13 protein-coding genes are annotated in these 14702 nt (G+C 65.7%); 7 read left to right on the forward strand and 6 right to left on the reverse strand.

The genetic code is table 11. The annotated features are described in order from the left end of the window. Positions 1–56: 56 nt before the first annotated feature. Together rpsU and CAP37_RS12415 are read left to right on the forward strand one after the other, a co-directional pair. Positions 57–269, forward strand: coding sequence for a 30S ribosomal protein S21 (gene rpsU, locus CAP37_RS12410; RefSeq protein WP_056273869.1), 213 nt, complete (start codon positions 57–59; stop codon positions 267–269). A gap of 99 nt (positions 270–368) precedes the next feature. Then, positions 369–815 (forward strand): GatB/YqeY domain-containing protein, encoded by a 447-nt coding sequence (locus CAP37_RS12415; protein WP_086124445.1) that lies wholly within the window; start codon positions 369–371, stop codon positions 813–815. Here CAP37_RS12415 and CAP37_RS12420 read toward each other — a convergent pair. Then, on the reverse strand, positions 812–1699 hold the full coding sequence (locus tag CAP37_RS12420) for a DMT family transporter (protein ID WP_086124446.1): 888 nt from the start codon (positions 1697–1699) through the stop codon (positions 812–814). The two genes, CAP37_RS12415 and CAP37_RS12420, sit on opposite strands and share 4 nt — an antisense overlap. Before the next feature lie 5 nt (positions 1700–1704). Beyond that, positions 1705–3132: a metalloprotease PmbA gene (gene pmbA, locus CAP37_RS12425; protein WP_086124447.1), complete on the reverse strand. Its 1428-nt coding sequence runs from the start codon at positions 3130–3132 to the stop codon at positions 1705–1707. A 72-nt stretch (positions 3133–3204) separates the two neighbouring features. On the opposite strand from pmbA, the gene yjgA reads away from it, so the two are divergent. The 3 genes from yjgA to CAP37_RS12440 are packed head-to-tail and all read left to right on the forward strand — an operon-like array spanning position 3205 to position 4975. After that, positions 3205–3873 carry a ribosome biogenesis factor YjgA gene (gene yjgA, locus CAP37_RS12430; protein ID WP_086124448.1) on the forward strand — a complete coding sequence of 223 codons (669 nt, stop codon included), beginning with the start codon at positions 3205–3207 and terminating at the stop codon, positions 3871–3873. After that, positions 3870–4475 carry a molybdopterin adenylyltransferase gene (gene mog, locus CAP37_RS12435; protein WP_086124449.1) on the forward strand — a complete coding sequence of 202 codons (606 nt, stop codon included), beginning with the start codon at positions 3870–3872 and terminating at the stop codon, positions 4473–4475. The genes yjgA and mog overlap by 4 nt, the downstream gene beginning before the upstream one ends. Positions 4476–4498: 23 nt before the next feature. Continuing rightward, positions 4499–4975, forward strand: coding sequence for a peptidylprolyl isomerase (locus tag CAP37_RS12440; RefSeq protein ID WP_086124450.1), 477 nt, complete (start codon positions 4499–4501; stop codon positions 4973–4975). Between the two features lie 6 nt (positions 4976–4981). On the opposite strand, the gene cysE is transcribed toward CAP37_RS12440, so the two are convergent. Both cysE and CAP37_RS12450 read right to left on the reverse strand, forming a co-directional pair. Beyond that, positions 4982–5746 carry a serine O-acetyltransferase gene (cysE, locus tag CAP37_RS12445; protein ID WP_086124451.1) on the reverse strand — a complete coding sequence of 255 codons (765 nt, stop codon included), beginning with the start codon at positions 5744–5746 and terminating at the stop codon, positions 4982–4984. A gap of 10 nt (positions 5747–5756) precedes the next feature. Beyond that, positions 5757–6491: an RNA methyltransferase gene (locus tag CAP37_RS12450; RefSeq protein ID WP_086124452.1), complete on the reverse strand. Its 735-nt coding sequence runs from the start codon at positions 6489–6491 to the stop codon at positions 5757–5759. A gap of 118 nt (positions 6492–6609) precedes the next feature. Here CAP37_RS12450 and CAP37_RS12455 point away from each other — a divergent pair, with 118 nt between their 5' ends. Next, positions 6610–7530 (forward strand): inositol monophosphatase family protein, encoded by a 921-nt coding sequence (locus CAP37_RS12455; protein WP_086124453.1) that lies wholly within the window; start codon positions 6610–6612, stop codon positions 7528–7530. Here CAP37_RS12455 and CAP37_RS12460 read toward each other — a convergent pair. After that, complete coding sequence (locus tag CAP37_RS12460) at positions 7521–10829, reverse strand: PAS domain-containing protein (protein WP_086124454.1); 3309 nt, start codon at positions 10827–10829, stop codon at positions 7521–7523. The two genes, CAP37_RS12455 and CAP37_RS12460, sit on opposite strands and share 10 nt — an antisense overlap. A 356-nt stretch (positions 10830–11185) precedes the next feature. Between CAP37_RS12460 and CAP37_RS12465 the strand changes: the two genes are divergently transcribed. Then, positions 11186–13081 carry an ATP-binding protein gene (locus CAP37_RS12465; RefSeq protein WP_086124455.1) on the forward strand — a complete coding sequence of 632 codons (1896 nt, stop codon included), beginning with the start codon at positions 11186–11188 and terminating at the stop codon, positions 13079–13081. 6 nt (positions 13082–13087) lie between these two features. On the opposite strand, the gene rpoN is transcribed toward CAP37_RS12465, so the two are convergent. Further along, complete coding sequence (gene rpoN / locus CAP37_RS12470; RefSeq protein ID WP_086124456.1) at positions 13088–14524, reverse strand: RNA polymerase factor sigma-54; 1437 nt, start codon at positions 14522–14524, stop codon at positions 13088–13090. Positions 14525–14702 lie beyond the last annotated feature (178 nt).

A 14702-nucleotide genomic window follows, 5' to 3' on the forward strand; every position in this document is an offset into this window, starting at 1 on the left:
TTGGGCCCGATCTTCCCGAACATCCTCTTTCCGCGCATTCTGGACATTTCTCGCCCATGACGACCATCCGTGTAAAAGACAACGAACCCTTTGACGTCGCCCTGCGCCGTTTCAAGCGCACCATCGAAAAACTCGGCCTGCTGACCGATCTGCGCGCCCGCGAGTTCTACGAAAAGCCCACCGCCGAGCGCAAGCGCAAGAAGGCGGCAGCCGTCAAGCGCCACTACAAGCGTGTGCGCTCCATGCAGTTGCCCAAAAAGCTGTACTGAACCAGCGCCGCCGGGCCTTTTGCCCGGCCGCCCAAAGCCCGCTGGAGGACGCTCGAGCGGGCTTTTTTGTTGACGCCATTTTCTTATCAGGAGCTTCCCATGAGTCTCAAGGAACAGATCACCGAAGACATGAAGGCCGCCATGCGCGCCAGGGACAGCGAGCGCCTGGGCACCATCCGCTTGCTGACGGCGGCCATGAAGCAGAAAGAAGTTGACGAGCGCGTGGAGCTGGACGACGCCATGGTCATCGCCATCGTGGACAAGCTGGTCAAGCAGCGCAAGGACAGCATCGAGGCCTTCACCAAGGCCGCACGCCAGGACCTGGTGGACAAGGAAACGGCCGAGATGGCGGTGCTGCAGGGCTACCTGCCGGCGCGCCTGTCGGCCGACGAGGTGGCGGCGGAAGTGAAGGCCATTGTGGTCGAACTGGGCGCCAAGGGCCCCGGCGACATGGGCAAAGTGATGGGTGCGGTGAAATCGCGCCTGGCTGGCAAGGCCGACATGGGTCAGGTGTCTGCCGCCGTCAAGGCCGCGCTGGCCTCCTAAGCCAGGATCAGCGCCGTGCCCGCCACTGCGAGCACGGCCCCCAGCCAGGCACCCACCGCCGGGCGCCGCCGGTACACCAGCCACAACACCGGCAGGATCAGGATCGGGGTCACCGACGACAGCACCGCCACCAGCCCGGCCTGGCCGTGCTTCATGGCCTGCAGAATGAGCGTCATCCCCAGCGCCATGGCCACGGCCGCGCTGCCAAAGATCAGGGCGGCGTCCTTCCAGCGCAGGGGTGCGAGCGAACGCGCCCCGGCCCAGCCGGTGGCAAACAGCACGCCATGGGCCAGCAGCGCCATGCTCATGCGCATGGCCGAACCCGCCACCGCGTCAATGCCGGTGGTCATGAGCGGTTTGAGCATGAGCGTGGCGACCGACTGGCACAGCGCCGCGACCAGTCCCAGGGCCACACCCACCGCCAGACGGCCGCGGGTTTGCTCCCATCCGTGCAGCTCGTCACCGCGCCGGCCCCACACAATCGCCAGCATCACGCCGCCCACCAGCAGGCCGCTGCCCACCAGCGCCCAGCCCCACAGGCTCTCACCCAGAAACAGCCAGGCCAGCACGCCCGAGAACAGCGCGTGTGTGGCGAACAACACCCCGGAGCGGCGCGGCCCCAGACGGTTCATGCAGGCAAAAAGCGCGGTGTCGCCGATGAAGATGCCGATCACCCCGGAGACCGCGAGCAGACCGAAGGCCGACGCATCCAGGGTGCGCCAGCCGCCGGTGGCCAGCGCAATGCTCCAGAGGATGAGGCTGGCGAACAGCATGCGCCAGCGGCTGAAGGCAAAAGCGCCCAGCCGTTGTGAAGCAGGAGCCGAAAACAGCGCCGCCACCGCCCAGCACGCTGCCGCCAACAGGGCCAGGGCTTCGGGGCGCAAGTGAATCAGCTCCCTGCCACCTTCATCCGGTTGATCAGGATGGACCCGGTGGTTTTGGCGCCGTAGTTGTACGCATCGGCCCCCACCGCCTCAATGCCCAGGAGCATGTCCTTCAAGTTGCCTGCAATCGTGATCTCGTGCACCGGGTAGGCAATCTCGCCGTTTTCCACCCAGAAACCGGATGCACCCCGCGAGTAGTCCCCGGTCACGTAGTTCACGCCCTGGCCCATGAGCTCGGTGACGAACAGGCCGCGCCCGAGCTTTTTGAACATGGCGCGAAGGTCGTCGCCGGGTTGGGTGAGACGGCTGGTGAGCGTGAGGTTGTGCGAGCCACCCGCATTGCCGGTGGTGCGCATGCCGAGCTTGCGTGCCGAATAGGTCGAAAGAAAGTAACCCTGCACGCGGCCGGCCGACACCACCTTGCGCTTCAAGGTGCGCACGCCTTCGTCGTCGAACGGTGAGCTGCCCTTGCCGTTGCGCACGTGCGGGTCTTCCGCGATGTCGAGGTGTTTCGCCAGCACCCGTTTGCCCAGGCTGTCGTGCAGGAAGGTGGTGTTGCGGTAGAGCGCGCCGCCGCTGGTGGCCTGCACGTAGCTGCCCAGCAGGCCAGCGGCCAATGGCGATTCGAACAGCACCGGGCATTCGGTGGTGGCGATCTTGCGACCATTCAGGCGCGCCAGCGTGCGCTCTGCCGCGTAGCGGCCCACGGCTTCGGGGGTGGCGAGGTCCTGCGGGGCACGCTGGGAGCTGTACCAATAGTCGCGCTGCATGTTGGCGCCCTTGCCGGCAATGGGCGCCACCGAGAGGCTGTGGCGTGAACTCGCGTAGCCGCCGCTGAACACGCCGGGCTTGCCGCGCTCACCACCGCGCAGGTGTGCCGCGAAAAAGTGCGACTGCTGTGCCGACACACCGGCGCCTTCGCTGTTGTTGATTTTCTTGCTGGTGGCAAACGCGGCGGCCTCGCAGGCCAGCGCGATGCGCGCTGCCTCTTCCGAATTGAGGGACCACGGATGGAACAGGTCGAGGTCGGAATAGGTGTCGGCCACGTCCTGTGCATCGGGCAGGCCGGCCATGGGGTCTTCGGCGGTGAAGCGGGCGATGTCGAAGGCGGCCTGCACCGTCTGGCGAATGGCGGCGGCGGAGAAATCGGAGGTGGACGCATTGCCGCGCTTCTGGCCCAGGTACACCGTAACGCCAAGCGATTTGTCGCGGTTACGCTCCACGTTCTCCAGCTCGCCCTTGCGCACCGAGACGCTGAGCCCAGCGCCTTCAGACACTTCTGCAGCAGCGTCGACCGCCCCGAGCTTCTTTGCGTGGGAGAGGGCCAGATCGACGAGTTCCTCGAACTGGCCGCGGGCGTACTGGAAACCGGTGAGGGGGGTGCGGGAATCGGCTGCGGGGCCGGAACCGGGGGCTTGGGAGAGTTTTTTCATGTCGACGGCTATGATACTTGCCGCCCCTCCCTGGCCGCTGCGCTCGATGCAGATGCCCACTTCACCCTACTCATGTCCCGCAAACCCACCAAAGGCTATTTCGTCCGTGGCCAGTTCGTCGCCCTCGGCAGCGAGCTCGACCTGGAGCTCAAGCGCGAGCTCAAAGGTTCGGACGACATGAGCAAGACCGACCTCAAGAAGTACAGCGACCGGCTGCAGCAGCTCGGCGAGAGCCTGCTGGACTTGCGCGCCGACCTGATGAAACGGCTTGATCTGTCGGAGAAGCTGGTGGACGCGATCAACGAAGCCAAAAAGATCACCAACTTCGAAGGCCGCCGCCGTCAGATGCAGTACATCGGCAAACTCATGCGCGGCGTGAGCGAGGCAACGCTGGCTGAAGTGGAAGCCGCGCTCGACGAGCAGAACAAGGGTTCGGCCAAGGGGACGCTGTCGCTGCATCTGGCCGAGCAATGGCGCGACCGCTTGATTGCCGACGACGAAGCGCTCACGCACTGGCTGCAGCTCGACGCCAGCGCCGATGTGCAGCAGCTCCGCGCACTGATCCGGCAAGCCCGCAAGGACGCGCTGGCCACGCAGGCCCAGGAACGGCCGGGAGAAGCCGTGCGCCACGGCAAGGCCTACCGCGAAATCTTCCAGACGGTAAAGGCCGCGCTGAACCAGGACAGCGCCGAAGAAGCCCACGCCGCCAAAGACCCCGACGACGACGAAGAGCACCCATGACCGACGTCCCATCAAGCGCCGCCGATCCCGTGCGCATCGGCATCGTCTCCATCAGCGACCGCGCCAGCAGCGGTGTCTACGAAGACAAGGGCTTGCCCGCGCTGCAGGACTGGCTCACGCGCGCACTGAAGAATGCCATCACCTTCGAGCCACGCCTGATTCCCGATGAGGCCGAGCGCATCAGTGCCACGCTGGTCGAGCTGGTGGAAGCCGGCTGCTCGCTGGTGCTCACCACCGGCGGCACCGGGCCCGCCCTGCGCGACGTGACGCCCGAGGCCACGCTGGCCGTGGCGCACAAGGAGATGCCTGGATTCGGCGAGCAGATGCGGCAGATCAGCCTGGCCTTCGTGCCCACTGCCATCCTCTCCCGCCAGGTCGCGGTGGTGCGCGACCAGAGTCTCATCATCAACCTGCCCGGTCAGCCCAAAGCCATCGCCGAAACGCTGGAAGGCCTGAAAAATGCCGACGGCACACAGAAGATCAATGGCATCTTTGCCGCCGTGCCCTATTGCATCGACCTCATTGGCGGGCCCTACCTCGAGACCAACGACGAAGTGTGCAAGGCCTTCCGCCCCAAATCCGCCGTGCGCCCCGCGCGCTGAACCCTGCTTTGTAGAGAACCACCATGAAGATCACCAAGGACACCATCGTCACCCTCACCTTCCGCGCCGTCGATGCCAAAGGCAAGGTGCTTGAAGACGGCAAGGAACCGCGTGCCTACCTGCATGGCGGCTACGGCAACACCTTGCCAGGCGTGGAGCTGGCGCTGGAGGGTCAGGAAGCGGGGTTCGAGACCACCGTGAAGCTGCTGCCCTCGCTCGCCTTCGGCGACCGCGACGAAAGCCTGGTGACCACCATTTCCAAAAAGAACTTTCCGCCCGGCGTGAAGGTCGGTGGTCAGCTCGAAGGCAGCGACGACAAGGGCCAGCGCCAGGTGTTTACGGTGACCAAGATCAAGGGCGACACGGTGTACCTTGACGGCAACCATCCGCTGGCCGGAGAAGAACTCACGTTCACCTTGAAAGTGGTCGATGTGAAGGCGGCATCAGCCGAGGAAATTTCCCATGGTCACGCCCACGGCGCGCATGGCCACCACCACTGAGCCGACTTACTTGCCGACCAGCTGATTGAGCTTGTCGGCCTCGAAGCACTCTTCGCGCGCCGCATCGCTTGGCACGCAGTCACGGTCCCGCGACTCGGCGAGCTTTTCGATCGCCTGCCAGAGCAGCGCGATCTGGTGTTCCTGGCTGGCGGTGCTGTCGATCAGGCCGCGCATGGCTTGTGACAGCGGGTCGTCTTCCTGGGTGATGCCGTAGGCCTGGAACTTCGGGTCGGTCACATCGGCACTCTCGCCGGTCTTGCTGGGGATGATGCGCGCCGGAATACCCACCGCCGTGGCGCCGGCCGGCACCGGCTTGATCACCACCGCGTTGCTGCCGATCTTGGCGCCATCGCCCACCAGAAAGCCACCGAGCACCTTGGCCCCGGCACTCACCACCACGTCCTTGCCCAGCGTGGGGTGGCGCTTGGTGCCCTTATAGAGCGAGGTGCCGCCGAGCGTGACGCCCTGGTAAATGGTGCAGCCGTCGCCAATTTCGGCCGTTTCGCCCACGACCACACCCATGGCGTGGTCGAAGAACACGCGCTCACCGAGCTTGGCGCCAGGGTGAATCTCGATGCCGGTGAACCAGCGCGCGAGATGTGAAATGAAGCGCCCCGGCCACTTGAAGCCATGCGTCCAGCACCAGTGAGCGGGACGGTGCAACCACACCGCGTGCAATCCGGGATAGCAGGTGATGACCTCCCACATGCCGCGCGCGGCCGGGTCGCGGTCAAGAATGCACTGGATGTCGGATCGGAGGCGGGCAAACATGGCGCAGAGTCTAGTCCTTGCCGCGCGCGGCGGCTTGCAGCATGGCCTTGGCGACACCTCGGAGAATGTGGATTTCCTCTTCGCTGGGTGCGGCGCGGTTGAAAAGCTGGTTGAGGCGCGGCATGAGCTTTTTGGGTGCGTCGGGGTCCAGAAAATCCACCGCCACCAGCGCCCGCTCCAGGTGTTCGAGCATGCCGGCAAGTGCCCTGGCATCCGCCTGCGGTCGCTCGGGCACCGCCACCGGCGCCGCAAAACCGCCCAGCGCCTGGCGCCAGTCGTAGGCGATCAGTTGCACCGCCGCCGCCAGGTTGAGCGAGCCGAAATCGGGCGCAGTGGGAATGGAGAGCGCCACATGGCAGCGGTAAACATCTTCATTTCGCATGCCGAAGCGCTCGGAGCCGAACAGGAAAGCCACGCCATCGGGGGGATCGCCGGCGCCCATCAGATCGGTGAAATGCTCGCGCGGAGCGCGCGTGGGCGGGCCGAAGTCGCGCGGGGTCATGGCGGTGGCGCAAAGGTGGCTCATGCCGTCCAGCGCCTCGTCCAGTGTCTCCACGATGCGGGCCTGCGACAGCACATCGTTGGCGCCGCTCGCCCGCTGAATGGTTTCCTCGCGGCGCAACACATTGGCCCATCGCGGCTGCACCAGCACCAGGTCGTGGAAGCCCATGACCTTCATGGCGCGGGCCACACCACCCACGTTGCCGGCGTGACTGGTCTGAATGAGAACAAAGCGGGTGCGCATGCTGCAGGGGCCTGGGACGGTAAAATGCCGCCTATTGTCACCGCCCGCATCGCCGGGGCTTCCCTCCCGCTCATCCCCTGTTGCGCCCGCCTTCGCGGTGCGCCGAGGTACACAATTCATGTCGTCCACACTCCACCCCATGCTCAACGTGGCCATCAAGGCCGCTCGCACCGCAGGCACTCTCATCAACCGCGCCGCGCTGGACGTGGAGTCGGTCCGGGTCTCGGTCAAACAGACCAACGACTTCGTGACCGAGGTCGATCAGGCCGCTGAGGCCGCGATCATCGACACCCTGCTCACCGCCTATCCCGACCACGCCATCTGGGCCGAAGAATCGGGCAAGCGGCCGGGCAAACACGGCGGCGCAGACCATGTCTGGATCATCGACCCGCTGGACGGCACCACCAATTTCATTCACGGCTTTCCGGTCTACTGCGTGAGCATCGCGCTCATGGTGGGCAACCGGCTCGAACAATCCGTCATCTACGATCCTTCGCGCAACGACCTGTTTTCCGCCACACGTGGGCGGGGCGCCTACATGAACGATCGCCGCCTGCGCGTGGCCAAGCGCACCACACTGCGCGACTGCCTGCTCTCCACCGGTTTCCCCTTCCGCCCGGGCGACTCGTTCCAGACCTACCTGCAGATGTTTGGCGACGTGATGCCGCGCGTGGCCGGCGTGCGACGTCCGGGTTCGGCCGCGCTGGATCTGGCCTACGTGGCGGCCGGCTTCACCGACGGTTTCTTTGAAATGGGCCTCTCGCCCTGGGATGTGGCTGCGGGCGCGCTGCTGGTCACCGAGGCCGGCGGCCTGGTCGGCAACTTCACGGGCGAGTCGGACTTCCTGGAGCAGAAGGAATGCCTGGCCGCCAACCCCAAGATCTATGGCCAGCTCGTGGGCATCACTGGCAAGTACAGCAAGTTCGCCAGCGCGGGCGACAAGGCTGCCGTTCGGCAAGCGCGGAAAGACGCCGCACGGGAAGCCGCAGCGTCTGACACCACCGACACGCCCGAGGGCGGCGCCGAATCTCAGGCCTGAGGCAGTTTGAAGAAGAAGGTGGCGCCCTTGCCTGGCGCCGACTCGGCCCAGATGCGGCCGTCGTGGCGCTCGATGATGCGCGCCACAATGGCCAGCCCCACGCCCATGCCCGGCACGTCGCTGCCCGGGTGCAGTCGCTGGAACAGGCCGAACAGCTTTTCGGCGTGCGCCATGTCGAAACCCATGCCGTTGTCCCGCACGAAGTAAGCGCGCTGCGTGCCATCGAAACCCGCCACCAGATGGGGGATCGGCTGGTGGCGTGAGTATTTCAGCGCGTTGTCCATCAGGTTGGAAAACACCTGGCGCAACAACGTGGCGTCGCCCAGCGCGTGCGGCAGCGGCGCCACATCGATGCGCGCTTGCGGCACCTGCGGCGACAGCGCTTCGGCCACCGAATGCGCCAGCTCCCGCATGTCCACCGGCACGGCATCGAGCTCTACGCGCACCACGCGCAGCAGCTCCAGCATGTCGGTGAGCATCTGCCCCATGTTGCGCGCCGAGCGCACGATGCGCTCGAACATCGCTCGGCCGCTGGGGCTCAGGCGCTCGGCTTCTTCTTCCAGCACGATGGCCGCGAAGCCATTGACCGAGCGCAGCGGCGCGCGCAGGTCGTGTGCGATCGAGTACGAGATGGCCTCCATGTCGCGCATGGAGCGCTCGAGCGCGGCGGTGCGCTCGCCCACGCGCTGTTCCAGGCTGGCGTTGAGCGCGCGCACCTGCTCCTGCGCGGCCACGCGCTCGGAGATGTCGATGTGTGTGCCCGACATGAACAGCGCCCGGTCCTGGTCGTCACGCTGGTGCACGCGCCCACGCGTGTTGATCCAGACCCAGTGGCCCAGCTTGTGGCGCATGCGGATGTCGCACTCGTAGTAAGGCAGGCTTCCTTCCAGGTGCCGGTCGCGGATTTCGTCTGCGCGCCGAAGGTCGTCCGGGTGCACCAGTGCCTGCCAGGTTTCGGAGCGAATGGGTTGCAGTTCCGCCAGGGTGTAGCCCAGCATCTCGGCCCAGCGTTCGTTCACGGTGAGCGTGTTCTGCGCCACGTTGGTTTCCCAGATGCCAGGGCGCGTGCCCTCCAGCACCCAGGCCAGGCGCTGGCGCTGCTCGCGCAGGGCCTCCTGCGCCTCGAAGTAGGAACTCACGTCGGTAAAGGTGCGCACCAGCCCGCCATCGGGCAGGCGACGCGAGCGAATGTCGAGCGTGCGGCCATCGCGCGTCTTGCGCCAGTAGTTGCCTGGCGCCTCCACGTCACCCGGCTGGTTGAGGTAGCTGTGGGCTTCGGACTCCACCAGCCGCATGCCATCGCCGAAGTCGCCGCGCTCGCGCTGAAACTTCACGATGTCCTCGTTTGAAGGCCGGCCGCGAAGCAGCTCCTCGGGCAGGTCCAGCAACTCAAGCACGCGCTGGTTGTAGATCAGGATGCGACCACTGGCATCGACCTTGGTCAAGCCCTGGCTGATGCTGTCCAGCGTGACCTGCAGAGCCATGCTTTTCTCGGCCAGCAACCGGCTGGTGGCCTCCAGGTCCTGGCGTGTGCGCCGGCGCTCGGCATGGCCGCGCCACGCCAGCACCAGCTGCCGCACCGCGCCCAGCAGGGGCTGCAGAAACTCGATGTCTTCGCTGGTGTAGCCCTCGGGCTGGTTGGCCAGGCCCACCATCGCGACCAGTCGATCGCCCACCGCGAGCGGGATGCCGAGAAACGCGTCCATGGCCGGGTGGCCTTCGGGCAGCCCGGCGGCGCGCGCATCGTGGCGCGGGTCGTTGGCGATCACGGGCTCGCCGGTCACCAAGGCGTGGCCGAACAGCGAGCGCAGGTTGCGAAACGCCATGCCGGCGTCCATCTGATCCTCGTACATGCGGCGCGACGCCTCGTCCCACGCAATGTTGGTGATCGCATGCGTCCTGAGGTAAGGCTTGTCGTGCCCGTCGTACAGCACTTCGCCAACAAAACCATAGGTGCTGCCGGTCACGCTCAGGAAAGCCGTCAGCAAGCCCTCGAAAGCGCGGCGCTTGTCGTCGGCCTCGATGTACACCGCCTGGGCCAGGCGCACGGCTTCCAGCATGCGGTGCTGACGCTCCAGCTTCTGGGCGGCAATGCGGGCCTGCGTGACGTCGGTGGTGAAGCCGTGCCAGACCACCGAGCCATCGGGCTCGGCCTGCGGCACCGACTCCACGCTGTACCAGCGCGTGCTGCCGCTGGGCAGGCGCACCCGGTAGGTTTGCCGCCAGGTGGTGAGCTGTCGCGCCGACTCGTTCAGCGACTCGATGACGGCGGCACGGTCGTCCGGGTGCACACGCTCGAACAAAATGCGCGCGTCGCTCTGCAGCGCCGCTGGCTCCACTTCCAGCATTTCGCGCGCGGCGTCGTTCACGTAGGTGATCACACTGCGGCCACCTGGCAACAGGCGCGCCTGGTACATCATGCCGGGTACCCGCGCCGCGATGTTCTGCAACAACTTGAACTGCTCGGCCAGGCGCACGATCGCCTCGCGTTCGGCGGTGATGTCCTGCACCACGCCAAAATCGGTCTGCGGGTTGCCCGCCACGGTGGTCTGACCGATGCGGGTTCTAAACCAGCGCAGCTGGCCATCGGGCCGCGTCCAGCGGAACTCCACCTCACGGCCATCCATCGCGGCGCGCGCGGCAAGCCAGGCTGGCTTGTCGTCGGGGTGAATGCCACCGCGCCCGTCACCACGGCGAATTCTGTTCTGCGGCTCCAGACCGGCGATCTCAAAAAGCCCCAGCGACCAGACCACGTCGTCGTTGTTCTCGGCGTTGGTCCAGTGCCCGACACCCGCCATCTTCTCGATGGCGGCGTGCAGCTCCACCTGCTGCTGCAACGCCACGTTGGCCTGGCGCAAGGCGGCCTCGCCCTGGACGCGGGCCTCTTCAGCCTCGTACTCGCGCGTGGCCTCGGTCAGGTACACCAGCGCCAGCGGCTCGGGCGAGACTTGCAGAACGGTGGTGTGCAGCCGCACCCGGTGCCTCACGCCATCCCGCAGGCAGAGGTAGTTCAAAGGGCTCGCCGAGGGCAACCCGTTCACGTATCGGTCACGCTCGTCCACGCTGGGCCAATGGCCCAGTTCCACTGTGGTTCGGCCAATGGCGTCTTCGCGATTCAGCCCGGTCAACGCGACCCACGCGTCGTTGACTGCCAGCAGGCGTCCATCGCTCAGGCGTGAGACAGAAGCCGCCATCGGCGAGGCCATGAACAGGGCCTCGTAAGGCAGGGCCGGGTCTGGGGGCATGGATGTCTTGGCACCCGCTTCGTCTGGCTGAGTGGCGGGAACAGCTTCGGCCATGCGCGCGCTCGGTGTATGGAATGTTGGAAAGGCGAACCTGCAAATTGTGCCGGACAGATCCAACCGATAGCGGGCAATATGGCTGCTAAAGTGCCCGCTTGTTCTGATCCAGCAGCGGAACGCTGGCCGCTCACCGCCCCCGGCCACGCTACCTGCATTCTTTTAGTCTACATCGTCGAACCGCACGAACCGTCTCGGGAGACATCGAACATGTGGCTGGCACGCCGTTTGCCCTGTTTTCCTGGACCCGCGTGGCGGCAGGTCGCCGCACCCATCGCCGAGGAACAGGAGGCACTTCACTTGCAGAGGTTCATCGGCCAGATTGATTTGGGCGGCGTGGTCGCGGGAGAGCAGCCGTGAAACCCACCTCGCTGCGCCAGCAACTCACGCGCGCTGCAATGCTCACGACGTTGCTGGCGATCCTGCTCAGCGCAGGTGCCCTGATCAGCTACGAACTCTCGGTGTACCGCAGCGCGGGCATTGCCGATCTGCGTGCCCAGGCCGAATTGATCGCCCGTTCCACCGCCGCGGCAGTGGAATCCCGCGATACCAAGGTCGCGCGCGAGAACCTCGCCCTGCTCAGAAACCAGCCGCGAATTCTTGCAGCAGCGGTCTATGGGCTCGACGGCACCCTCATTGCTTCGCACACCCCGGAAGGCGGCGCGCTGCTGGCGCGCGTACCACTGAATGCGCAGACCTGGGGACCGCGCTTCAGCGGCTCCACACTGGAGACGACGCAGGCCATCGAACGCGACGGCGTGCGGCTCGGCATGCTGTACCTCAAGGCGGAGCACGACGTGTGGCGACGGCTCGCGGCGTTCGCCCTCATCGTTCTGGCGGTGGGTGCGATCAGCCTGACGGCCGCGTTTTACCTGTTCGTGCACCTGCAGCGCCGCATCACGGCCCCGCTGGAGCGCATGACCGACGTAGCGCGTGACGTGATCGGCAGCCACAACTGGTCGTTGCGCGCACCCGCCACCGACTACAAGGACGTGGGGGTGCTGGTCGATGCGTTCAACCGCATGTTGTCCGAGTGCGAGACCCGCACCTCGGAGCTGGAACGCGAGATGGTGACGCGCCAGGGTGTGGAGCAGGAGCTGCGCCAGGCCGATCGGCAGAAAGACGAGTTCCTGGCCACGCTCGCCCACGAATTGCGCAATCCGCTCTCGCCCATGACGAGCGCGGTCGCGTTGCTGCAGATGCCAGAAGCCTCCGCGCAGACGCGCGACAAGGCGCTGGTGGTGCTGGAGCGCCAGCTCCGCCACATCGTGCGCCTGGTCAACGACCTGCTCGATGCCTCGCGCGTGACGACGGGCAAGCTCTCGCTGGACAACGAAACGGTCAACGTGGGTGAGCTGCTGAATACCATCGTTGATGGTGCACAGGCACTGGCCACCCAGCAGGGCCTGACGCTTTCATTGCAACTGCCCCCCAGGCCTCTGCATGTCGATGGCGATGCCATACGGCTCACGCAGGTGTTCTCCAACCTGCTGAGCAATGCCTGTCGCTACACCTTGCGAGGCGGCCGGGTGGACATTGCCCTGGCCGAACGTGGCCCGTGGGTGGAGGTGTCCATCAACGACACCGGGATTGGCGTTGAACCCGAGATGCAGGAGCGCATCTTCGACCTGTTCGAGCAGGCCGACAAAACACTGCAACGCGGCAACGCAGGACTCGGCGTGGGCCTTACGCTGGCGCGGCAGATCATCCAGTTGCACCACGGCGTGCTGACCATGAGCAGCGAGGGGCTGAACCGGGGATCTTGCTTCACGGTGCGCCTGCCACTGCTTCAAAAGGACGGCGCAGTGCTGGCTGCCAGCCCGCCCCCGCTCATCACCCGGCGGCCATCGACACGCTCACTGCACATTCTCATTGCAGACGACAACCTCGACCTCACTGAAAGCTTCGCCGAGATACTCAGTGCCAACGGTCACCGGGTCGATGTGGTCCACGACGGAGAAGCGGCGGTTCAGAAGGCCCGTGAGCAGGTGCCTGACATCGCGCTGCTTGACATCGGCATGCCCAAGCTCGATGGCTACGAGGTGGCCCGCCAGCTTCGCGCGGGCATCACCACGCAGGGCATTCACCTGGTGGCCATCACGGGCTGGGGGCAGGCCTCCGACCGGGAGGCGGCGTGGGCGGCCGGTTTCGATCAGCACCTGCTCAAGCCGGTGGACCCGGAAGACCTGGTGCGGCTCATCGGCGAGTCCTACGATGAATTTCAGGCGTCCCGGCCTGGCGAGCTGCGCTGAACCACCTCAGTCGTGGCGTCGGCGCCGGTCCACCGCTTCGATGCGAAGCATCTGGCGGTACTTGGTGACGGTGCGACGCGCCACGGTCAGCCCTTGCTGGGCCAGCTGGCGCGTGATCTGCGCATCGGACAGCGGACTCTCTGCCGACTCCGCCTCGATGATGTCCTGGATCAGGCCACGAATGGCGGTGCCGGAACAGGCCTTGCCGTTTGCGCTGACCATGGCGCGAGAGAAGAAGTGCTTGAGCTCGTACACCCCGCTCGGTGTGGCCATGTATTTGTTGTTGGTGACGCGGGACACCGTGGACTCGTGAACGCCCACTTCGTCGGCGATCTCCTTCAGGCCCAACGGCTTCATCGCCATCGCGCCGTACTCGAAGAAGTGACGCTGGCGCCGCACGATGGCCTGAGCCACGTCCAGGATGGTGGAGAAGCGCTGCTCGACATTGCGCATCGTCCAGCGCGCTTCCTGCAGGTGCGCGCCCATTTCGGCATGTTCGGCGCAACGGTGCTGCTGAAACAGGCGGGCGTAGTCCTCGTTGATTCGCACCTTCGGAACGATGGTGGAGTTGAGCCTGGCGCTCCAGGCGCCCCGATCTTTCCTCACGATCACGTCGGGCACGATGTAGCTCACTCTGGAGGGGGAGAGACGCCAGCCGGGACGAGGATCGAGCCGGCGAATGCGATCGCAGACCGCTTCCACATCGGTAGCCGGCTCGCCGAGCAAACGTGCAATCGCAGGCACATCGCGCGCGGCAAGCGCATCCAGGTGCGTGGACACGATGGTGCTGGCCATCGACCGCTGCTTCGGGCACGCGATGCTCGCGAGTTGCAACGCCAGGCACTCGGCAACATCGCGCGCGCCCACGCCCGCCGGCTCCAGCGATTGCACCAGCTTCAAGGCAATCTGCATTTCGTCCAGCGACGCCGCCGGCTCCAGGCCGCCCCATTCCAGCAGCTCGCACAAAGGCGTGCGCAGATAACCGTCGTCGTCGAGCGACTCCACCACGGCACGGGCGAGCGCAGCATCGCGTGGGCTCAGGGGCAAGGTGCTGAGCTGCACATGCAGATGCGCGTTCAGTGAGGTCTCTGCCACCATGAAATCCAGCGCGGACACATCACCGTCGTGCGAGGACCCGGAGGGTGCGAAGCCGTCACCCAGCCAGAGTTCACGATCGGATTCGTGCGCGAGCTCCATGCTGTCATCGTCATATTCACCGTCGCGGTCGTCGGCCCGCTCGGCGATCTCGTCACCCCCCTCCGCGATGTCGATCTCGTCTTCGGCGCCGTCTTCCGTTTCGAGAAAAGGATTGCGGCCCAGCACGTCGCGCACCACGGTGCCGAAGTCCAGCGAAGACATCTGCAGCAAGCGCACGGCGTGCTGAAGTCGGGGCGAAAGGGTTTGATTCTGGCGCTGTTCTGCACGCGCTTCCATCTGCATCATGACGATCTCCTCCGGGTCATTGAAGAGGTTTGACCGCACATCACGGCTGCCTCATCCCCTCTTCAATGCACAGGTCGTGCCGCGCCGTCGATGTCGAAACAAATTCAAACACTTGCCCCTCGCTTACGGGGCAAAGCGGTGCTGCCGATGGGTGCGCGAGCGGCGAGAAACGTCACAC

Origin of the sequence: Hydrogenophaga sp. IBVHS1, assembly GCF_002127265.1 — a bacterium.
In the GTDB taxonomy this organism is placed as follows: Bacteria; Pseudomonadota; Gammaproteobacteria; order Burkholderiales; family Burkholderiaceae_C; genus Hydrogenophaga.

Excerpts from the sequence above, each read along its gene's own strand:
- mog (WP_086124449.1), top strand. The coding sequence starts at position 3,870 with ATGACCGACGTCCCATCAAGCGCCGCCGATCCCGTGCGCATCGGCATC.
- cysE (WP_086124451.1), bottom strand. The coding sequence starts at position 5,746 with ATGTTTGCCCGCCTCCGATCCGACATCCAGTGCATTCTTGACCGCGAC.
- rpoN (WP_086124456.1), bottom strand. The coding sequence starts at position 14,524 with ATGATGCAGATGGAAGCGCGTGCAGAACAGCGCCAGAATCAAACCCTT.
- CAP37_RS12415 (WP_086124445.1), top strand. The coding sequence starts at position 369 with ATGAGTCTCAAGGAACAGATCACCGAAGACATGAAGGCCGCCATGCGC.
- CAP37_RS12455 (WP_086124453.1), top strand. The coding sequence starts at position 6,610 with ATGTCGTCCACACTCCACCCCATGCTCAACGTGGCCATCAAGGCCGCT.
- CAP37_RS12450 (WP_086124452.1), bottom strand. The coding sequence starts at position 6,491 with ATGCGCACCCGCTTTGTTCTCATTCAGACCAGTCACGCCGGCAACGTG.
- pmbA (WP_086124447.1), bottom strand. The coding sequence starts at position 3,132 with ATGAAAAAACTCTCCCAAGCCCCCGGTTCCGGCCCCGCAGCCGATTCC.
- CAP37_RS12440 (WP_086124450.1), top strand. The coding sequence starts at position 4,499 with ATGAAGATCACCAAGGACACCATCGTCACCCTCACCTTCCGCGCCGTC.
- rpsU (WP_056273869.1), top strand. The coding sequence starts at position 57 with ATGACGACCATCCGTGTAAAAGACAACGAACCCTTTGACGTCGCCCTG.
- yjgA (WP_086124448.1), top strand. The coding sequence starts at position 3,205 with ATGTCCCGCAAACCCACCAAAGGCTATTTCGTCCGTGGCCAGTTCGTC.
- CAP37_RS12460 (WP_086124454.1), bottom strand. The coding sequence starts at position 10,829 with ATGGCCGAAGCTGTTCCCGCCACTCAGCCAGACGAAGCGGGTGCCAAG.